Source organism: Levilactobacillus acidifarinae DSM 19394 = JCM 15949 (assembly GCF_001434835.1).
Lineage (GTDB): Bacteria > Bacillota > Bacilli > Lactobacillales > Lactobacillaceae > Levilactobacillus > Levilactobacillus acidifarinae.
Genome location: NZ_AZDV01000028.1, coordinates 238,530 through 258,298, shown reverse-complemented (window position 1 = coordinate 258,298; position 19,769 = coordinate 238,530). Strand labels below are relative to the sequence as shown.

Annotated in this window: 17 protein-coding genes; 13 read left to right on the top strand and 4 right to left on the bottom strand. The window is 52.2% G+C overall.

Going from position 1 to position 19,769, the window contains the following annotated elements:
• The first annotated feature begins 95 nt into the window (after window positions 1-95).
• Window positions 96-713, top strand: coding sequence for a sugar O-acetyltransferase (locus tag FD25_RS12900; RefSeq protein WP_057804662.1), 618 nt, complete (start codon window positions 96-98; stop codon window positions 711-713).
• Window positions 714-779: 66 nt separating this feature from the next.
• Here the strand turns inward: FD25_RS12900 and FD25_RS12895 are convergent, their stop codons facing one another.
• From FD25_RS12895 to FD25_RS12885, 3 genes are all read right to left on the bottom strand, one after another.
• A complete protein-coding gene (locus FD25_RS12895; RefSeq protein WP_057804661.1) occupies window positions 780-1,688 on the bottom strand; it encodes a proline-specific peptidase family protein in 909 nt (302 codons plus the stop codon).
• A 73-nt stretch (window positions 1,689-1,761) separates the two neighbouring features.
• Window positions 1,762-4,200, bottom strand: a complete 2,439-nt coding sequence (locus tag FD25_RS12890) for a Xaa-Pro dipeptidyl-peptidase (protein ID WP_057804660.1) — start codon at window positions 4,198-4,200, stop codon at window positions 1,762-1,764.
• A gap of 116 nt (window positions 4,201-4,316) precedes the next feature.
• Window positions 4,317-5,711: an APC family permease gene (locus tag FD25_RS12885; protein ID WP_057804659.1), complete on the bottom strand. Its 1,395-nt coding sequence runs from the start codon at window positions 5,709-5,711 to the stop codon at window positions 4,317-4,319.
• 398 nt (window positions 5,712-6,109) lie between these two features.
• On the opposite strand from FD25_RS12885, the gene FD25_RS12880 reads away from it, so the two are divergent.
• The 9 genes from FD25_RS12880 (at window position 6,110) to FD25_RS12840 (ending at window position 12,412) form a co-directional block, all read left to right on the top strand.
• Complete coding sequence (locus FD25_RS12880) at window positions 6,110-6,529, top strand: bis(5'-nucleosyl)-tetraphosphatase (protein ID WP_057804658.1); 420 nt, start codon at window positions 6,110-6,112, stop codon at window positions 6,527-6,529.
• Entirely contained in the window at window positions 6,526-7,086 is a 561-nt protein-coding gene (locus tag FD25_RS12875) for a nucleoside/nucleotide kinase family protein (RefSeq protein ID WP_057804657.1), read from the top strand. The genes FD25_RS12880 and FD25_RS12875 overlap by 4 nt, the downstream gene beginning before the upstream one ends.
• 84 nt (window positions 7,087-7,170) lie before the next feature.
• A complete protein-coding gene (locus FD25_RS12870; RefSeq protein ID WP_057804656.1) occupies window positions 7,171-7,629 on the top strand; it encodes a Fur family transcriptional regulator in 459 nt (152 codons plus the stop codon).
• Window positions 7,630-7,703: 74 nt separating this feature from the next.
• Complete coding sequence (locus tag FD25_RS12865; protein WP_057804655.1) at window positions 7,704-8,258, top strand: hypothetical protein; 555 nt, start codon at window positions 7,704-7,706, stop codon at window positions 8,256-8,258.
• Between the two features lie 20 nt (window positions 8,259-8,278).
• Window positions 8,279-9,229, top strand: a complete 951-nt coding sequence (locus tag FD25_RS12860) for a DUF6681 family protein (protein WP_057804654.1) — start codon at window positions 8,279-8,281, stop codon at window positions 9,227-9,229.
• A gap of 284 nt (window positions 9,230-9,513) precedes the next feature.
• Complete coding sequence (locus tag FD25_RS12855) at window positions 9,514-10,251, top strand: amino acid ABC transporter ATP-binding protein (RefSeq protein ID WP_057804653.1); 738 nt, start codon at window positions 9,514-9,516, stop codon at window positions 10,249-10,251.
• A 19-nt stretch (window positions 10,252-10,270) separates the two neighbouring features.
• Window positions 10,271-11,107, top strand: a complete 837-nt coding sequence (locus tag FD25_RS12850) for a transporter substrate-binding domain-containing protein (RefSeq protein ID WP_057804652.1) — start codon at window positions 10,271-10,273, stop codon at window positions 11,105-11,107.
• Window positions 11,104-11,742: an amino acid ABC transporter permease gene (locus FD25_RS12845; RefSeq protein WP_057804651.1), complete on the top strand. Its 639-nt coding sequence runs from the start codon at window positions 11,104-11,106 to the stop codon at window positions 11,740-11,742. Before FD25_RS12850 ends, FD25_RS12845 begins: the two co-directional genes overlap by 4 nt.
• A 16-nt stretch (window positions 11,743-11,758) precedes the next feature.
• Window positions 11,759-12,412 carry an amino acid ABC transporter permease gene (locus FD25_RS12840; RefSeq protein WP_186811140.1) on the top strand — a complete coding sequence of 218 codons (654 nt, stop codon included), beginning with the start codon at window positions 11,759-11,761 and terminating at the stop codon, window positions 12,410-12,412.
• Window positions 12,413-12,853: 441 nt separating this feature from the next.
• Here the strand turns inward: FD25_RS12840 and hflX are convergent, their stop codons facing one another.
• On the bottom strand, window positions 12,854-14,146 hold the full coding sequence (hflX, locus tag FD25_RS12835; RefSeq protein WP_057804649.1) for a GTPase HflX: 1,293 nt from the start codon (window positions 14,144-14,146) through the stop codon (window positions 12,854-12,856).
• A gap of 173 nt (window positions 14,147-14,319) precedes the next feature.
• Between hflX and FD25_RS12830 the strand changes: the two genes are divergently transcribed.
• The 3 genes from FD25_RS12830 (at window position 14,320) to FD25_RS12820 (ending at window position 19,766) form a co-directional block, all read left to right on the top strand.
• Window positions 14,320-15,960: a peptide ABC transporter substrate-binding protein gene (locus tag FD25_RS12830; protein WP_057804648.1), complete on the top strand. Its 1,641-nt coding sequence runs from the start codon at window positions 14,320-14,322 to the stop codon at window positions 15,958-15,960.
• A gap of 199 nt (window positions 15,961-16,159) precedes the next feature.
• Window positions 16,160-17,785 (top strand): peptide ABC transporter substrate-binding protein, encoded by a 1,626-nt coding sequence (locus FD25_RS12825; RefSeq protein WP_057804647.1) that lies wholly within the window; start codon window positions 16,160-16,162, stop codon window positions 17,783-17,785.
• A gap of 343 nt (window positions 17,786-18,128) precedes the next feature.
• On the top strand, window positions 18,129-19,766 hold the full coding sequence (locus FD25_RS12820) for a peptide ABC transporter substrate-binding protein (protein ID WP_057804646.1): 1,638 nt from the start codon (window positions 18,129-18,131) through the stop codon (window positions 19,764-19,766).
• Window positions 19,767-19,769 lie beyond the last annotated feature (3 nt).

The following is a 19,769-nucleotide window of genomic DNA, read 5'->3' as shown; positions in this document are numbered from 1 at the left end:
GGGGGTCCTGGTTTTTAGTTTTCCTAGGCAACTAACTGCGTTTTGGGGTACACTAGGATGTAAACGATTTAGGTTAACGTAAAGGGGTTTTCAGAATGGTTAAAAAGATTAGCGCCGAGATTTTACAGCAAAGTGCACATAAGGATATTTTTCAAAAGGTGGCCGACGGGGATTGGTACCAGTACGTGCATGAACCCAAGATGCAGGCCATCGTGAAGCAAAGCGCCCAGACGGTCCAACACATTAACGATGTGGCTAAAACCGATATTCCGCAAGCCAACCAATTAATTCGGGAGTTCTTGCCCCATTTGGGGAAGGACGTCGAACTGTACTGTCCCATCGTCAGTATCGAGCACCCCAAGCAATTGACGATTGGGGCGGGCAGTTTCATTAACGCCCGGTTGCAGATCCTCAGCGCGGGTAAGGTCACGATTGGGAAGTTTTGCTTTATTGGGCCAAACTGTCAACTCTTCACCCCCAACCATCCAACCGATGATTGGCAACTGCGTGCGCAGGGCTGGGAATACGATTCGCCCATCACGATTGGCGATTACTGCTGGTTCGGCGGATCGGTCATCGTCTTGCCCGGCGTGACGATTGGCCGCAACGTGGTGGTTGGCGCGGGCTCCGTGGTGACCCACGATTTACCGGACAACGTGATTGCGGCTGGCAATCCGGCACAGATCATCCGGCCGGTGCGAAATCCTAAATAAGCCAGAACAACGGAAAAACGCTTAGCGGCCCGGAAGGTCACTAAGCGTTTTTTGACGATCAACTTATTAGTCGTTGAAGTTATCGTTTTCCACGTCACGAATGAACGTTGCCAAATGGTCGTAGTAGACCGGGGCGTTATCGATCATGTGGTGGTGACCACCTTCTGGCGTGGTGGCCCAACGGGCGTGTGGAATGGTTTCAGCCATCCGCTTACCCGTTGCTAACGGCATCGTTTCGTGTTCACTGAAAGTGACTAACGTCGGAACTTGGTCGTTTTTGAGTTGGTCCCGAACGTCCCATTCCTTGAGCTTCCCGGTGATAACAAATTCGTTATCGCCTTGGAAGGCGCCGTAAACGTCGGTCGCCGTGGTGTCGATCAGGTGAGAGATGGCAGCCGGTTGTTTCCGGTCAACGTAGCCCTTGTTCAAGATGTCGACTAAGCTTTGGTACTTGGCGTCATCGTAGTTGCCGTTGGCTTCGATTTGCTTCATGTAAGCCAATTGATCGGCCGTCATGATCTTTTCACGGATCTTGTTGACGTTGACCACGTATTCGTCGATGTTATCGACCATCGACGAGATGATGGCTCCCTTGAGGTGTTGGCCGTACTTTAAGGAGTACATTTGAACTAGCGCGCCACCCCAGGATTGGCCGATCAGGTAGAACTTGTCGATCCCGAGCTTTTGCCGAACTTCTTCCACTTCGTCTAAGAAGTAGTCGTAAGTCAATAACTTTTGGTTTTCCGGCTTGCTATAGTCGGGTTGGTCGGAGTACCAGGAGCCTAATTGGTCGTACATGTGGACTTGGACGTTCAGCCCCTGCTTGGCTAATTGCTTAGCGGTGTCTTCCCAGTATTCGTGATTGCCGCCGGGCCCCCCGTGTAAGGCCAGCAAGTGAATGTCGCCGGTTCCCTGGGTGTTGGTCCAGAGGTGGTAGCCGTTGTCGAGCGTGATGATGGTGGTTCCTTGTTTCATAATCAAATTCCCCCGATGCTTAAAGTTTTAATGATGTCTAGTTTATCATGCTTTTAATTAAAGGCCCAACTTTCTAATCCGCTAACGTGGGCACGGTCAGCGTGGCCGTATCCAGTTGGATCGAATATTGCAGGTCTTGGTTGCCCCGGACCGTCATGCCGAAGTCGGTGGCGTAGATGACTAAGCCCAGTTGGTGACCCGCCAGTAACCGGTGGTGAGTCGGTTGGAGGGTCACGCTCAGGTCGTAAAAGACGTTGGGTTTCAACTCGTCGACCTGATAGGTGTTCGTCCGGTTTTGCAGGTTGCGGTGGCCCTTGGTAATCAGGTGCCAAGGGGTCGTCCCGCCGAGCTCAAATTCACGCAGACTGTCTTCACGCCAGTGGTACCCCAAGTCAAGGGCCTGACGCAAGGGGGTTGGACTGGCCTTCAGGCGTTTAGCCTCGCCGTAGTCCACAAGTTGAAAACTCAACATCCCCACGGGCTGGTTGACGGCCACTCGCAGGTTGACGGTGGGCTTGCCATCGAGCACCAGGTCATGGTCTAACCCGGCCGACTTGAAAATCAAGCGGTGGTTGTCCATGGCGTTGTGCTTATCGCCTAGTAGGGCGGCCTGCCAGTCGTCCACGTGATGGGTGTAGTGATCAAATTGCTTGGCCGGTAACTGGTCGTTGAAGCTGATGGCACCGGTCCCCGGGGTGGCCACGGGTGCGTCGATCAATTCACCTTCACGTAGGGTAAACCGCCGTTGCGGGTTGGTCGGAGCGTCCCAGTCGGGAAAGGCCTGCCAGTGTTCGGGTTGCGTGTTGTCCTGGATGATGACGTTAGGCAACAACGTTTCGGCCTGGTTGTCCACGCCCAGGAGTTCGTGGGTCAACCAGAGGTTAACGATGTCGGTGTAGTCGATGGAACGAAAAGCGTTGATGTAGATGTGTTGTCCCTGATGGAGAATTAATTTCTTGGTGACGGGTAAGTCTCTGACCGCGTTCCATAGGTTATTGACGTTGCGGGGTTTGACGTTCCAGTCGTTGAGGCCGTGGACGAGTAGGAGGTCGGCCTTGATGTTTTGCGCGTGCTTCAGATAGTTGCGGGCGTCCCAGAACCGGTTGTAGTTCCCGGTGGTGCGGTCTTGATCGTGAGTGATTTGGGCCAACGCAGCTTGCCACTTGCCTTGAATGCGATGATAGGCGCCGGCCTGTTGCTGGCGGCTAAAGACCTCTTCGGCTAAAACGTCGGCGTCTTCGCCGGGGAACCCACCGGGGGCGATGACTAAACCGCCGTCACGGTAATAATCGTACCAACTAGAGATGGCGGCTTCACTGATGACGGTCTTGAGCCCCTTGACCCCGGTGGTCGCGGCCGCCGTCGATAGGGTCCCGAGGTAGGAACGCCCGGTCATGGCGATGGCCTGGTTGGACCACCACGCGGCGATGGCCGTGGTGGCGGCGCGCGTAGTGAAGGCCGTTCGGTTACCGGCGAGCCATTCGATCACGGCGGTGGTCGAGATGGTTTCGTCGGGGTCACCGGTGGTCCGTAACCCGTCGGAGTCCTTGGTCCCGATGCCGGCGGCGTAAGCCACGGCAAACCCCCGGGCCAAGAAGTAGTCGTTTAGCGTGTAGGAGTTCTCACGAGCGAAGTGTTCTTCGGCCGTACGCGTCGTGGCGGTCACGGGCCGGGGCGCGGGAATGGTCGGGTTGCTGTCCGGTGCCGTCACGTCGGCCAACGTTCGTTGAACGGGTTGCTTGGGCGTGAGGGGGACGTTGACGTTGTGGGTCAGCGCCTCGCCCTCGGCGTCGTTAGTCCCCTGGTTGTAGGGACTTGACGTGAATAAAACGGGGACTTTCAGCCCGTCGGCGGTCTCGGCCGGACGTAAGACTTCGACCTTTAGCAGGTCCCGTTTTCCGTCGTGGTCGGTGTCCTGCGGACTTTCCACGTAGACCACGTCGCGTAACAGGTCGTTAGTATCGAAGACCGCCTGGGCCTTGCCGTTAAAGAGCAGCGGCTTAGTGACACCGGCGTCGTGGTAGAACGGTGCGAAATAGCCGTGGGTGGTCAGTTGATCCAGGAAGATCTGACCGGTCTTGGTATGGGTGGCCAACAACAGGTACCAGGCCTGCTTGAGCTCGGCTAGCGTGAAGTCACGCCCAGCGTGAGGACTAACGGGTAATTGGATCTTGGTCATGGCGGCCAACGGATCGGCTAAGTCGAAGTCGTGGCCGACCGCAAAATTTAACCGTTGTAAGGCCAGGTTATAAAAGACCGTGACCGGCACGTTATCGTGGGCGGCCAAGAAGGTACTGGCGTCGTCAATCGGCGTTGCCATCAGATTGGCCAATTGGGCGTCCACGCTACTGGTTGCCGGGAACTCGGGCCAACTCTTAGCGTAGAAGGCTTTTAAGAGGGCCCCCGGCGTGGTGAGTCGGTCCGTGACGGTGTCTAAGAAACGAATTTGGTGCAATTCGGCTAACGCCTGTGCGGGCGTGGTGGGACGAATTGCAAATTGTTGATTACGCATAAAATCGCCTACCTTAACCTAAAAGTGTGTGTGAAACTAGTTTATAACAGACATGGTTGTTCCGCTCATTGGAGTGGTGGGTTGAGTTGGTGAGTAGCCTTTCGGAAATTTTTCTCCTATTCCTGGTCGTTTAACCGACTGTGACGTAAGCCGTAGGTCAGATAAATCACCAACCCCAACGCGAACCAGATGGTGGACGCAATCCACGTTTCGGCGGGCAGTTGGAGCATCATGTAGAAACACAGCAAGCCCGAAATGATGGGTAGGACGGGGTAGAAGGGCACCTTAAAGCCGGAATTATGGGGCATCTCTGGTAGGTGACGTAACCGAATGATCCCGAAGGACACGAACAGAAAGGCCACCAACGTTCCGATGTTGACCAGGTTGGTCAGTTGGTCCAACGGCACGAAGCCGCCTAAAATGGCGATGACCACGGTAACTACTGCCAGACTGTGCTTGGGCGTCCCTGTTTGAGCATCGATCTTGCCTAAGAACTTGGGTAACAGGCCGTCGCGACCCACCGAGTAGATCAGGCGTGACGAGCTATAGATCATAGTGACCATCATGGTGAACATGCCGGCCAGCGCTCCTAACGAGATGATGCCGGAAGTCCAGTTCTGGTGGACCAGGGTCAACGCAAAGGCCACGGGATCGGCCACGTTTAACTTGGTGTAGGTGACCATCCCGGTCAAGACGATGGCGACTAACATGTATAAGACGGTGGCGACCACCAGCGTTCCGATGATCCCGATGGGCATGTTCCGCCGGGGATTTTTGACTTCGGCGGCCGAAGAAGAGACCACGTCAAAGCCTAAGTAAGCAAAGAACACGGTTGCGGCGCCACGTCGAATCCCAGCGGCACCAAACGGGGCAAAGGGATGCCAATTTTCGGGCCGGACGTAAAACGCTCCGACCACGACAAATAAAATAATAATGGCAATTTTAACGATGACAATGGCGTTGTTGATCCGCATGGATTCGCGCATCCCCCGGTTCAGGAGCCAACTAATAAAAAAGACCACCAGAATGGCGACCAGGTTGCCGTAGGTCCCGTGAGCCGGATCGAAGGGCCCCGCGATGGCCGTGGGGATGGTCAGGTGAAAGCCGGCCACGAACGATTTAAAGTAGGCCCCAAAGGCGTTAGCCACGGCGGCCACGGCCAAGACGTATTCCAGGATCAACGCCCAGCCCAGCACCCAGCCAATAATTTCGCCGAAGACCAGGTTACCGTAAGAGTAGGCGGAGCCGGCGACGGGCAACACGGAGGCAAACTCCGCGTAACACATGGCGGCGGTGGAGCAGACGATGGCGGCTAATAGGAAGGACAAGACGATCCCGGGCCCGCTGTACTGCGCGGCGATGGTCCCGGGGAGAATGAAGATCCCGGTACCAATCACCGCACCAATCCCTAAGGACATGAGATCCTTAGCGGACATGGTTTTTGCAAAATGTTTGTCGCTGCTGAGATAACTGTCGAGTTTCTCGCGGCGAAAGAGACGTGAAATAGCCATAAGAGGCCCCCTTAAAGTAGTTGATATCTTGGCTAAGTGTACCCTAGAATTAAATTAAAAGTCAATGAGAGTTCGGCTGATTAACGGCGAAAATTCGGCTTTTTACCGGTCTCATTTTTGAAAACCGGGTGCGAAGGCTATTCGGGTGTCACTGATTCCGTTATAATAGGGATTTGCGATTACCGAAATTGGTGCGGCGGGGCGCCTCCCGAAACGTCAGCTTTGGCGGGGACCGGTATCAGCCTTAAACTGGGTACGAGCCGTGCGTTTCACGTGTAGCGGAAGACGGCATATGACGCTACCGAGTCAGCAATTGTGCGGGGGACCATCTAAAATGCCCCGACTGACGCAGCATCCCCGCTACGACACCAATTAAAACGATCAAGGAGGTCGGTTGAATGATTACCGAAAATGCTAGTGGAGCGGTCGTTTACCAGATTAAAAACGGCCAACCCCAATACTTATTGTTAAAGAGTGCTACCAGTGACTTCTGGGGCTTCCCCAAGGGTCACGTGGAAGGGACCGAAACGAACTTAGAAACGGCACACCGCGAGATCCAAGAAGAAACCCAATTGGACGTGACCGTGGATCCTGAATTTAACGTGGTCTTAGACTATGATATGAAAAACGGGCACCACAAACACGTGGTGTTGTATACCGCTAAGGTGGCCGACGACGTCACGATTACCCGGCAAAAGGTCGAAATCAGCGACTTTGGCTGGTTCCCGTACAGTGAAGCCAGAGCAACGCTGAGCTACGCCAACCTGCAGGGGGCCCTCGACAAGGCCCACGCGTATTTGACGGCGGGTGCCCTATGACGCCCAAAGTATTAGTGATTACCGGGGCGACGGGGACGGGGAAGACTACGGTCCAACGCTATCTCGCTCAAAACTACCCCGTGACCCGGATTGTGACCCACACGACCCGACCACCCCGGGCCGGCGAGGTCAACGGCCGCGATTATTACTTTGAAACCGATGAGTCGTTTGCTCAGAACCACTACTTAGAATCCGTGGTTTACGCGGGTTACCACTACGGGTCGTCCCAAGAGGGGATTGCCGCCGGCTTTAAGCGCGCACCGTTTCCGGCCATCGTGTTAGATACGAAGGGCGCCATCACCTACGCGCAAACCTTGGGCGACCGGGCCGTGGTGATCTTCTTGACGGTGACCGACTCGACTCAACTGCAGGAACGCTTGTCGTCACGCGGCGACAACGCCACCATGTTGAAACAACGGTTGGCGAGTCCGGAATACCGGCGAGATCTAACCATGCCACTCGCTTTACGTGGCCGAGCCATTGAACTCAACAACGATCATTGGCAACGAACCCAACTGGCCCTTGACGACTTGATGGCCCGATTGACCGCCGAATAGGCGCGGTAGACCGTCAGTTGCGTTTCTTAGGAAGTATGCTAAACTAACAGGGAATTCGGACTAATTATAAGGAGGCCGTCCATCATGGCAGAATCATTGACCGCCGCTGTGGCGATTTTAAAAAAGAACAAGTTAAAGCTCACCAAGCAACGGCACGCGCTCTTATCGTTCCTGTTGACCAATCAGGGTCACTACACGGACGTCGTGAACGTCGACGCCTATATGCGGACCGAATTTCCGGGAATGAGTCACAACACGGTGTACCGCAACCTCAAGGAATTTGAAGAGGTTGGCATCGTGGAGCAAAATACGGAACAGGAGCGCGCCCGGGTGAAGTACCAGTGTGATTTCCACCATCAACACCACCACCACTTCATTTGTCAGAACTGTGGGAAGGTCACGGAGTTGCAAATGTGCCCGTTGGACTTCTTCACCGATCAACTGCCGGGGTGTGACGTGACGGGGCACAGTTTTGAGCTTTACGGTCTGTGTGCCGATTGCAAGGCCGCGGGCGTTACCGAAGCAGCCTTAGTTAAAAATTAACGGAATTTTGAGAAAGTTTTTGTCTGACCGTGAGATAATGGACTGAATGAGTTAGGCATAAGGAGGAATAAAACATGGCGTACCGCACACCACCGTTTATCACGCCATTCGCGATCCTGTCGATGGCGTTGGCACTCGGGGCCACCAACGTGGTGACCAATTCCGTGACCAAGACCAACGAAGGGGCCAGTCGCGTGTCGACGACCAGTTCGTCGTTAGCGGGGCGGCTCTCGGATAGTTCTGATAAGAAGAAGCCGAGTGACGATAGTAGCAAGAAAGATAAGAGTTCGGATTCTTCCGATAGTAGCAGTAAGGACAAGGAGTCTTCGGCGGATAGTTCTTCGACGGATACGCAAAGTTCGTCGGCGGACAATACGTCGGAATCCGGGGATGATACCACCAGTACGACGGGGAATACCACGACGGGTGGCACCACCACGTCCAAGAAGAAGTCGTCTAGTTCAACCACGACGACGGGGAACACTAACAATACGACGAGTGACAATACCACGACCGATGATGATACCACGTCCGATACGACCGGCACGACCGGTAACACGACTAACGGCACGACTACGACGCAGCAGGGCACCACGAACGACGGTGGGACTACTGACAGTGGCAACTAAGCCAGAAAGGGGGACCGAAGATGTTAAGCTTTCTTGATATGGTCAATCACTACCTAGGGTACGTGAACGTCAGTGTCAAGCTCAAGAACCGGATCTATACGGTATTGGGCTTGCTGGGGGACTTTTACCTCTTCTACATTGCGGTACGTTACCTGCAAAATGGCCACCCGTTCTGGGGTCTATTGATCTTATTGGTGGCAATTATCTTGTTATACTTTGTGTTTTTGAACGGCATCTACTACTTCACTCAGAAGAAGGCCCCGTTCGATATTTCACCTAAGATTGAGAAACTGTTGGGGACGAAGCCCAAGGAGGCCGAAACGACCCAACCGCGGCGAAATAACCTGGGACGGAACATTCCGGCGAACGGGTACTTCGACGAAAAGAAGATTTTACCCGGGAAGCTGACGTCGACGCCGCTTCAGCAACAGAACATTAAAAACTTGGCGACTCAGCTTCAGCAAAACCGGCTATTGCGGCTGGATTATTCTGGGCTGGGCGACCGTGAAATCATGGAACAAGTTCAAAAGGACGGCAAGCCGGTCTACGCGTCCGGTCCCGGTGTCTTAATTCCATACTTCGAAATGCAAAATGAAGCCAATCGTTTGGTGGTCTACGCAGGCTTAAATCAGGCCGATAAGCAAGCCGTGGGAACGGTGAGCACGGTGGGGTTGCAAAACGTCAACGACGTGCGCGACCAATTCAAGTTGTACTTGGCTAACGCGACGTTGGTTGGGGGCCCGTTCAAGGTCGTCGGCAGAACCACGTTGATCGAGCAGGATAACGACTTTGCGGTGGCGGTTCAACTGGCGTACAAACACCAGAACGATTCCACAGCACCGACACCAGGCCAGGACATACAACCGACGGGAACGACCCGGCGGCAACGGTATGACCAACCATCGACGACGAGTACGTCGGCTTCTTCAGATGAAGAACCAATGACGCGGCGGTCACGGTATCACCATTAATTTAAACGTTTTGAGTCAAGTCTCGGCTGCGGCCGGGACTTTTTTTGACCGGTCATTATCGGGCGAAAACGGTTGATAGGTAACTCTTTTGAGGGGATAACGACCTGGTTGAGGACGTGGGGGCCGAGGTAATGTTTTTGACCGGCCTATTTTTTTGGTTTAAACTTTAATTTAGACCCTGCAAGTTCGAAACTTTGAGGAGCAGTAGGGACCACAATAACCTTAGTGGTGGGGCTACGGACCAGCCGTCCGGAGCCCCAACCTATTCTAGTGGAGGGAAAAATATGTCAATGATTGAATTCCACAACGTGGAGAAGTATTACGGTGACTTTCACGCGTTGCATAATATCAACTTAACCATCGAAGCCGGGGAAACCGTCGTGCTGATCGGCCCATCCGGTTCCGGGAAGTCGACACTGATTCGTTCGGTGAACGGGCTGGAACGGATTCGCGAAGGTAAGTTGATCGTTAACGGGCAAGATTTAGCCAACCCCAAGACCGATATTAACCGGATTCGGAAGAACGTGGGGATGGTGTTCCAACACTTTAACCTGTACGCGAACAAGACGATTCTGGAAAACATCATGTTAGCACCCCGAATCGTGTTACACCGGGATGAGGCTGAAAACAAAAAAGTGGCCATGGAGATGTTAGACCGTGTGGGCTTGGCCGATCAGGCCCCGAAGATGCCGGCCCAACTATCCGGGGGACAACAACAACGAATCGCCATTGCGCGGTCCTTAGCCATGAAGCCTAAGTGTCTATTGTTCGATGAACCGACCAGTGCGTTGGACCCCGAAATGGTTGACGATGTGCTGAACATCATGAAGACCATTGCCCGGGATTCCAGTATGACGTCGTTGGTCGTGACCCACGAAATGGGGTTCGCTCGCGAAGTGGCCAACCGGGTGATTTTCATGGCCGATGGGCGGATTCTCGAAGACGATTCCAAGGATCAATTCTTTAACGGTGAGCCAACCAACGAACGGGCTCGTCAATTCTTAAGCAAGATTTTGCATTAATCAGGGAGGGACACGCTTTATGAAAAAATTGATGCGTAGCCTAGGCCTGATGCTGGCACTGGTGGCCCTGACCGTGGTCGTCAGTTCTTGTGGGTCCAAACCGTTGTCATCCAGAAACGTGTTAAAGGTTGATCAACAGTCAAAGACCATTACTTGGGGGGTCAAGGCCGATACCCGGCTATTTGGTCTGTTAGATACCAAGGACGGGCAGATCAAGGGATTTGAAATTGATCTTGCCAAGGCAATCACCAAGCAAATGTTAGGGTCTAAGGGTAAAGCTAAATTCATTCAGGTGACGAGTTCGACGCGGATGCCGATGTTGAAGAACGGGAACATCGATGCCATCATCGCCACCATGACCAACACGCCAGAACGGCGCAAGCAGGTCGCGTTTACCAATACTTACTTCTATGCCGGTCAGTCGTTACTGGTTAAGAAGGGCAGTAGCATTAAAAACGTTAAGGATCTTAATCAACAAAAGGGGACGGTCCTGGGGGTTGTCGGCTCAGACTCCGTTGAAAATGTGGCCAAGGTGGCGCCGCACGCTAAGGTCTTACAATTGACCGACTACGCGCAAGCCATGACGGCCTTGAAATCGGGCCAAGGTCAAGCACTGACGACCGATAACGGGATCCTTTACGGGATGTCCGTCCAGAACCCCGACTACGTGGTTACTGGGGGCACGTTTGTCTCCGAACCTTACGGGATTGCCGTAGATAAGACCCAAACGCCGTTCCGGCAGGGCATTAACCAGGCGATTGCGGAATTACGGGCTAACGGCCAGTACCAGAAAATCCTGCACAAGTGGTTCCACAACGTCAAAGGCTTTGATTACGAGGAGGCGGCTCAAGAATGATTCATATTTTTCAAGCTTACGGTGGCACCCTCCTGTATGGGTTAGGCCAGACGCTATTATGTAGTTTGATTGCGTTAGTTTTTAGTTTGATTATTGGGACCTTCTTCGCCTTACTCGAAGAGTCGCCCAATAAGTTTGCCCGCGGCGTGGCCCGGGTCTACATCGAAATCTTCCGGAACATTCCGTTATTGGTCATCACCATGTTCTTCTACGTGGTGATTCCACTGTACGTCTTAAAGATGAACGGGTTTACCGCCGGGACGATTGGGTTGACGCTCTATACCTCGGCGTTTATCGCCGAAACGGTGCGGGCGGGGATTCAATCCGTCGATCCGGGGCAGATGGAGGGAGCCCGCTCCAACGGGTTGACCTTCTGGCAGTCGATGCGCTACATCGTGTTGCCGCAGGCCTTTCGGTACGTGATCCCACCACTGGGTAACCAGTTCGTGAACCTGGTCAAAAACTCGTCGACCTTAGCCTTCGTGGGTGGGTTTGACCTGATGTATCAGGGGAATTCGATCGCATCGAGTTCACTAGAGACCATGGCCGCGTATTCCGCCGTCGGGGTGCTCTATCTGATCATCACCATGCCGATCAGTTACTACATGCGCTACTTAGAAAAGCGTTTAGCTTAGGGGAGGATTAACCATGCTGAATAATTTTATTGCCGCATACTCCCCGGATAACTTACGCTACCTGTTCGGTGGCCTGGGGATCACCATCCTAGTGTCGGTGGCCTCCATCATCGGGAGTTTTATCATTGGTGCCATCTTAGGGGTCATCCGGTACGTCAAGATCAAGTATTTCTCCGCAATTGTCGGTTTTGTGATTGACGTGATTCGGAACCTACCGTTGATTTTGATTCTGTTCTTTATCTACTTTGGGTTGCCGAACCTGGGAGTTAAGCCCGAAGTCATTCCGGCCGCAATCTTGGCCATGACGATTTTTGAATCCGCCATGCTGGCCGAAATCGTTCGGTCGGGGATTCAGGCCGTGGACTCCGGTCAGATGGAAGGGGCCCGGGCTAACGGGTTGACCTACTGGCAGGGGTTGTGGCACATCGTGTTGCCGCAGGCCATGGTCAAGATGATCCCAGCGATCGTGAGCCAGTTTATTTCACTGGTCAAGGATACCTCGTTAGCAACCATTATCTTGTTGCCAGAAATGCTATACCGTTCCCAGATCATCTACGGGCAGAACACCAACTATATCATTCCGATGTTCGTGGCAATTGCGGTGCTGTACTTCATCGTCTGCTTCGCGTTGTCCGAATTAGCTCGGTACCTTGAAAAGCGCCAGGCTTAACTAACGGACATCATAAATCGTCTATTAAAGCGGGACCAGTCTTAACGATTGGTCCCGCTTTTTGGATGGTCTCAAGTCAGTGATTTTGCGCGGACGAAAGTAACCTATATAATAGAAGAAAACGCTTACAAAAATTATGAAAAATAACCGAATAATCCCAATCTGCCGTGTATTTTCGATCTAAAAAGGACCCGCGAAAAATCGCGGTTCCTTTTTAGTTAAATGCAAAATTTAGTTTGAAATGTGGCTACCAAGCAGGATATCTATTAATTGGCGATGGATGACTCACCGGATAACTTGAATTAATTGATTGATGGTTGATTAGCTAGTAGATGATCAACGTCTAAAATTAGTTGCCATTGACGAAACTTCTCGTGTACAGCCTGGAGGCGACCAGTTTCATCTTAACTAACTCGCCCGGAAGCGTTCAGGTCTCAGATTTCAGTCTTCGGTTGGCGTGTCGGTCACAACGTACCGTTTGAAGCGATTAAAGTCGGCTTGGGGTAATTCAACCCGCATGGCGGTTCCCGTGGCCTGATAATCCGTCTTAAGCACGTTGGCGTGGTCGTTGAGGTACGCGACGACGTCCCCGGCGTCAAACGGGATCAGGAAGTTAGCCGTCACGTAGTTGTGGAAGACCTTTTCCTTCATGGTTTGGACCAGCATATCGATGGACGCGTCGTCTTTGGCCGAGAGAATTAACTGATCGCCCGCGCGACTGGGGTAGGTTGCCGAGGTTAGATCCGCCTTGTTGAAGACGGTGATCATCGGCACGTCGGTGACCCCAATTTCTTGTAAGGTCTTTTCCGTCGTCGCCATCATGGCTTCCCGGTTTACGTCGGCGTAATCGACCACTTGAATTAACAGATCGGCGTTGGCCGCTTCTGCTAGTGTCGAGCGGAAGGCCTTGACTAAGTTGGTCGGTAGTTGGCTGACGAAACCGACCGTGTCACTCAATAGGAGTTTCTTTTGGTCGGGGAAGATCAGCTGCCGGACACTGGTGTCCAATGTGGCGAACAGCATGTTTTTGACGAATACCTGCTTGTCTTCGTTCTTGCCGAAGCGTTGCACCAGGGCGTTCATTAACGTGGATTTACCGGCGTTAGTGTAACCGACTAAGGCAATTGAGGGCAGTTGGTTACGTTCACGTTGGGCCCGTTGGGTTTCGGCGGCCTGATTAATTTCCTTTAATTCGTGGTTGACATGGTTGATCGACCGTTGGATGGTCCGCCGACTCATTTCGGTCTGCGATTCCCCGGCCCCCCGGTTGGTGAAGCCACCGCCACCACCGCTCCCGGTCTGTTGGTCGAGTCGTTGCGAGGCACTGGTGTGCAGCCGCGGTAATTGGTACTGTAACATTGCCAATTGAACCTGTAACTTAGCTTCGCGGGACTGGGCCCGGTTGGCGAAAATTTCAAGAATCAAACCGGTCCGATCGATGATGCGAGCCTTGGTGCCGGCCTCTAGGTTCCGAATTTGGCTGGGGGTCAGCTCATCGTTGACCACGATGGTGTCGACGCCGTCGTCCGCGACGATGGTGGCCAGTTCTTCTACCTTCCCGGTTCCAAAATAGGTGCCGGGATTCGGTTTACTTAAGGCCTGTTGCACCCGTTCGACCACGGTCATGTTGTTGGCTTCCACTAGGGCGTCTAATTCGGCCATAGCGTAGTCAAACGTGGCCTGTCCTGAGTTGAGGCCAATGGTAATGACGGGTGTTGCTGGTGTTTCGTCCATATGCTCACACTCCTTATTATTCTTATGGGCTCAGTATACCATGTGCTAGACCTTTCGGGGGGAATGTGGGTTAGGATACCTTACAAGATTATAGAACGATGTTGATTCTCATTGGTTTCCAATCTAGGATGGCCATAACGTCATAAGAGAGACGTGAGGGGAGTTGAGTCGTTATGAAAGTATCAGCAATGGTCAAGTTGGGGACTGTGGCCACGCTGGCAGCCGCGTTATTAGCTGCTTGTGGCAATAGCGCCTCACCGGCTAAGTCTAGTACGGCCCAGGCCAAGGACCAAACGTTGACCTGGATGGAGAGTTCATCACTGACCAGCATGGACAACTCACTGGCGACCGATATTATTTCGGGGGAAACGTTGAACAATACCGGAGCTGGTCTGTTGAAGTTTGGGGCGGGCAACAAGACGTACCCGTCGGTCGCAACCAGGTATACCAAGTCGAAGGATGGCAAGACCTATACCTTCTATCTTCGGCATTCCAAGTGGAGCAACGGGCAACCGGTTACCGCTAAGGATTTCGTCTACGGCTGGCAACGGACCGTCAATCCTAAGACCGGGTCACAATATTCTTACCTTTACGCGGACGTTAAAAATGATACCGCGATTTCTAAGGGTAAGGCCCCGGCGAGTGACTTAGGCGTTAAGGCGGAAGGTAACTACAAGTTGGTGGTTAACTTGGTTCACCCAATCAGTTACTTCCCAACCCTAGTGGCTCAGGTCAGTTTCTTCCCACAAAATAAGTCGGTCGTTCAAAAGTACGGCAAGGGCTACGCGGCTAACGCGCAAAACAACGTGTACAACGGGCCGTTTAAGCTGACTTATTGGACCGGGACGTCCGATAACTGGACGTTGACGAAGAACCCAGACTACTGGGATGCCAAGGGGGTTAAGCTACACCAGTTGAAGTTTAGTGCCGTTAAGGACCCACAAACGGCGTTGAGTCAGTATCAAAGTGGCAAGTTGGACGCCATTTATCTGACGGGCCAACAACCCCGGAACCTGAAGTCCAATCCGGGGTACCGGTCCTTGACCAGTGCCCGGGCAGCCTACGTGGAAATGAACGAGAAACACGATTCGTTGATGCGTGATACCAAGGCCCGTCAAGCGTTGTCCTTAGCCATTAACTGTCCGGAGTTTACCAAGAAGGTTTTGGCCGACGGATCGATTCCGGCAACCGGGATCGTGACTAAGGGGTTAGCAACCTATAAGGGCAAGGACTTTGCGACCGAGGCCACGGATCCAAGTGCCACGGCCTATGATCAGGCTAAGGCGAAAAAGCTGTGGGCTGAAGCCTTAAAGGAGACCGGACGGAAGAGTTACAATATGACCTTGATGTCCGATGATACGCCGGTCGGTAAGAGTACCACCGAGTACCTCCAGAGTGAATGGAGTAAGCTGCCCGGTTTAAAGGTCACCAACCAAAACATTCCGTACAAGACGCGCCTGGCTCGCTCGGCAGCGGGACAATTTGACGTCGTCGTTTCCTTGTGGGGCGCGGACTTCCCAGATCCCATTACCGATCTGCAACTGTTTACGTCGGGGAACACCTACAACAACGGCAAGTGGTCCAATCAGGCCTACGATAACCTGATCAAGAAGGTCACGACGACCGATGCCAACAACCCAGACAAGCGGTGGACCGAAATGGTTTCTGCCCAAAAGATTCTGCTGCAAAATGAAGGGATTATCCCGCTGTACCAAGGTGGGAAACCGCAACTGTTGAAGTCGAAGGTCAAGGACGTCGTCTACTACCCAATTGGGGCTAACTGGGACTTCAGTCACGCTTATATCTCGAAGTAAGCGGTTGGCCGGACTAATCTTTAAAATTTGATGATAAATGAGAACCGGGACCAATCCCACGATTGGCCCCGGTTTTTATGTGTTCAGATCAAACAAATTAATATAAAATTAAAAAATACTATTTATTCTCATCGTTTTATCATTTATCATAATGACATGTTGTATGGTTGATAGGTACATATTAGAGGGGTTGAAAGATATGAGGGTAACTTCGTTTATTAAGTTAGGGACTGTCGCCACGCTCTCGACGATTCTGTTAGCGGCGTGTGGGAGTTCTTCTAGCAGCAGCCAGGCCAAGGATCAAACCTTAACCTGGATGGAAAGTTCATCATTGTCGTCGATGGATAATTCACTAGCCACCGACATTATTTCGGCAGAGACGCTGAATAACACGGGTCAGGGGCTCTTACAATTCGGGAAGAACAACAAGACCTATCCGGCCGTGGCCAAGAGCTACACCACGTCTAAGGACGGGAAGACGTACACGTTTAATTTGCGGAAGTCTAAGTGGAGTAACGGGGATCCCGTGACCGCCAAGGACTTTGTCTATGGTTGGCAACGAACGGTCAATCCCAAGACAGCGTCGCAATACGCTTACCTGTACGCTGACGTAAAGAACGCCAACGCCATCATGAACGGCAAGAAGGCCGTCTCCACGTTAGGGGTTCAGGCCAAGGGCAATTACAAAGTGGTCGTTCACCTAACCCACGCGGTTAGTTACTTCCCGACGTTGGTCGCCCAGGTCAGCTTCTTCCCCCAGAACCAAAAGGTGGTGCAGAAGTACGGCAAGAAGTACGCCAACAACGCCCAAAATAACGTCTACAACGGGCCATTCAAGTTAACTTCCTGGACCGGGACGTCGGATAACTGGACGTTAAGCAAGAACCCGAAGTACTGGAACGCCAAGTCCGTGAAGTTGCAACACATCAAGTTTAGCGCCATCAAGGATCCCCAAACCGCGTTAAGTCAGTACCAAAGCGGTAAGATGGACGCCATCTACCTGAGCGGGCAACAACCACGGAACTACAAGAACAACAAGGACTACCGCTCATTGACCAGTTCGCGGGCGGCGTACGTGGAAATGAACCAGAAGTCCGATTCGATGATGAAAAACGTCAAGGCACGTCAAGCCCTGTCGCTGGCCATCAACCGGAGTCAGTTTACCAACAAGGTCTTAGCCGACGGGTCAACTCCGGCCACGGGCATCGTGACCAAGAAATTGGCCTTACGCGACGGCAAGGACTTTGCGGACCAAGCCACGGTCAAGTCCGCCACGACCTACGACCTGGCCAAGGCCAAGACCCTTTGGAAGCAGGCGTTAAAGGAAACCGGGCGGAAGAGTTACAACCTGACGCTGATGGCTGACGATACGCCGGTGGCCAAGAGTACCACCGAGTATCTGCAAAGCCAGTGGAGCAAGCTCTCCGGCATCAAGGTCACGAACCAAAATATTCCGTACAAGACGCGTTTGGCCCGGTCCGCTGATCAGCAGTTTAACGTGGTCGTGAGTCTCTGGGGTGCGGACTTCCCCGACCCAATCACCGACTTACAATTGTTTACGTCGGATAACTCGTACAATAACGGAAAGTGGAAGTCGGCCGCTTACGACAAGTTGATCAAGGCCGCCACGGACACCAACGCCAACAAGCCGGCCGCCCGGTGGCAGAACATGGTGGACGCCCAGAAGGTCTTATTAAAGGACGAAGGGATCATTCCGCTGTACCAGGGGGGCAAGCCACAGCTGGTGAAGTCCAAGGTCAAGAACGTGGTTTACTACTCGGTTGGGGCTAACTGGGACTTCAGTAAGGCTTACATCGCCAAGTAATCTCACCTTAAGTCAATTTAGCGTCACCCAAAGTCCGTGGTAGCCTCGGGAGGTTGCCACGGATTTAGTTTGCCAGCTTAACGTTTAATGAGTTTTTAAAGTGAATTTACTAATTTTGAAAATGATATTTATTCAATTTTAGAATGAACTTCGGGGAAAAATTTACTGAATTAATCAATTATCCTTAATTTAAAAGATTGATAAATCAGTGTTTATAACGGTTTACTAAAAATAAATTAGATATTTCTATTGATTTTAATGCTTTTCTAATATACACTAAGGCTAATCAAATTTGAGGTGTTAGTTTTTGTTCCATGACCAACTAAGAGGGGTTGAATAAGTGATGAAGATCAATTCAGCAGTCAAGTTAGGGACGGTTGCCACGTTTGCCGCAATCTTATTAGCGGCGTGTGGGAGCTCGTCCAGTAGTAACAGTGGTGCCAGCCAGGCGAAGGACCAAACCTTAGACTGGATGGAATCCTCGGCCTTACCATCTATGGATATTTCCACGGCGACCGACGTGGTTTCCGGCGAAACCCTGAACAACACCAACGAAGGGTTACTCCGGATGGGGAAGAACAGTAAGACCCATCCTGGGGTCGCCAAGAGCTATTCCAAGTCCAAGGACGGGAAAACGTATACCTTCAATTTACGGAAGTCCAAGTGGAGTAACGGGGATGCCGTTACCGCTAAAGATTTTGTTTATTCCTGGCAACGCACCGTTAATCCGAAGACCGCTTCGCAATACGCTTACTTGTTCGCTCAAGTGAAGAACGCTAACGCCATCATGAACAGTAAGAAGCCGGTTTCCAGCTTAGGGATTAAGGCGGCCGGTAACTACAAGGTCGTCGTCACCCTGACCAAGGCGACGAACTACTTCCCAGCCTTAGTCGCTAACCCAACCTTCTACCCACAAGATCAAAAGGTTGTTCAAAAGTACGGCAAGAAGTACGCTGCTAACGCGCAAAGTAACGTTTACAATGGGCCATTCAAGTTAACTTACTGGACCGGGACGTCAGACAACTGGACGTTAAGCAAGAACAGCAACTACTGGAACGCTAAGAACGTCAAGTTGAAGAAGATCAACTTCAAGACGATGAAGGATCCCCAAACTGCTTTGAGTCAATATCAAAGTGGCAAGTTGGACGCTACTTACCTGAGTGGTCAACAACCGAAGAACTACAAGAACAGTAAACAGTACGTGGTTCGGAAGGGTGCGTCAACCTTCTACATTGAATTGAACGAAAAGAAAGACAGCCTCTTTAAGAACGTCAACGCCCGGAAGGCTTTGTCCTTAGCCATCAACCGGAACCAATTCGTCAACAAGGTCTTACAAGACGGCTCCACGGTGCCATCTGGGTACGTGGCTGACGGGTTAGTTTCCTACAAGGGCACGGACTTCGCTAAGCAAGCTAAGACGGACGAAGGGACGGCTTACAACTTAGCCAAAGCCAAGACGCTTTGGAAGAAGGCCTTAAAGGAAACCGGGAAGTCGAACGTGTCGCTGACCTTAACGGCCGATGATACGCCAGCCGGCAAGAACGCTACTGAATACGTTCAGAGTCAATGGGCCAAGTTACCTGGGTTGAAGGTCACGAACAGTAACTTACCATTCAAGACGCGGTTGAGCCGGTCACAAAATGGTCAATTCGATGCCGTGGTTTCTGGCTGGGGTGCTGACTTTGCCGATCCAATCTCCTTCTTGTCACTGTTTACTTCCGACAACTCGTACAACAACGGGAAGTGGAAGTCCGCAACGTACGACAAGGACATCGACAAGGCCAACAACCAAGATGCCAACAACGAATCCGCTCGGTGGAACGACTTGGTTGACGCTGAAAAGACGTTGATGAACGATCAAGGGATCATCCCAATCTATCAACAAGCTAAGCCACAACTGGTCAAGTCCAACGTCAAGGGAATCATCTACTTCCCAACCGGCGCTAACTGGGACTTCAGTCAGACTTACATCTCCAAGTAATGC

What these genes read in the sequence shown, in the direction of transcription:
- FD25_RS12870 (WP_057804656.1), top strand. Translation starts at nt 7,171, where the DNA reads ATGGCAGAATCATTGACCGCCGCTGTGGCGATTTTAAAAAAGAACAAG.
- FD25_RS12885 (WP_057804659.1), bottom strand. Translation starts at nt 5,711, where the DNA reads ATGGCTATTTCACGTCTCTTTCGCCGCGAGAAACTCGACAGTTATCTC.
- FD25_RS12865 (WP_057804655.1), top strand. Translation starts at nt 7,704, where the DNA reads ATGGCGTACCGCACACCACCGTTTATCACGCCATTCGCGATCCTGTCG.
- FD25_RS12855 (WP_057804653.1), top strand. Translation starts at nt 9,514, where the DNA reads ATGTCAATGATTGAATTCCACAACGTGGAGAAGTATTACGGTGACTTT.
- FD25_RS12890 (WP_057804660.1), bottom strand. Translation starts at nt 4,200, where the DNA reads ATGCGTAATCAACAATTTGCAATTCGTCCCACCACGCCCGCACAGGCG.
- FD25_RS12875 (WP_057804657.1), top strand. Translation starts at nt 6,526, where the DNA reads ATGACGCCCAAAGTATTAGTGATTACCGGGGCGACGGGGACGGGGAAG.
- FD25_RS12880 (WP_057804658.1), top strand. Translation starts at nt 6,110, where the DNA reads ATGATTACCGAAAATGCTAGTGGAGCGGTCGTTTACCAGATTAAAAAC.
- FD25_RS12845 (WP_057804651.1), top strand. Translation starts at nt 11,104, where the DNA reads ATGATTCATATTTTTCAAGCTTACGGTGGCACCCTCCTGTATGGGTTA.
- FD25_RS12830 (WP_057804648.1), top strand. Translation starts at nt 14,320, where the DNA reads ATGAAAGTATCAGCAATGGTCAAGTTGGGGACTGTGGCCACGCTGGCA.
- FD25_RS12820 (WP_057804646.1), top strand. Translation starts at nt 18,129, where the DNA reads ATGAAGATCAATTCAGCAGTCAAGTTAGGGACGGTTGCCACGTTTGCC.
- FD25_RS12860 (WP_057804654.1), top strand. Translation starts at nt 8,279, where the DNA reads ATGTTAAGCTTTCTTGATATGGTCAATCACTACCTAGGGTACGTGAAC.
- FD25_RS12825 (WP_057804647.1), top strand. Translation starts at nt 16,160, where the DNA reads ATGAGGGTAACTTCGTTTATTAAGTTAGGGACTGTCGCCACGCTCTCG.
- FD25_RS12895 (WP_057804661.1), bottom strand. Translation starts at nt 1,688, where the DNA reads ATGAAACAAGGAACCACCATCATCACGCTCGACAACGGCTACCACCTC.
- hflX (WP_057804649.1), bottom strand. Translation starts at nt 14,146, where the DNA reads ATGGACGAAACACCAGCAACACCCGTCATTACCATTGGCCTCAACTCA.
- FD25_RS12900 (WP_057804662.1), top strand. Translation starts at nt 96, where the DNA reads ATGGTTAAAAAGATTAGCGCCGAGATTTTACAGCAAAGTGCACATAAG.
- FD25_RS12850 (WP_057804652.1), top strand. Translation starts at nt 10,271, where the DNA reads ATGAAAAAATTGATGCGTAGCCTAGGCCTGATGCTGGCACTGGTGGCC.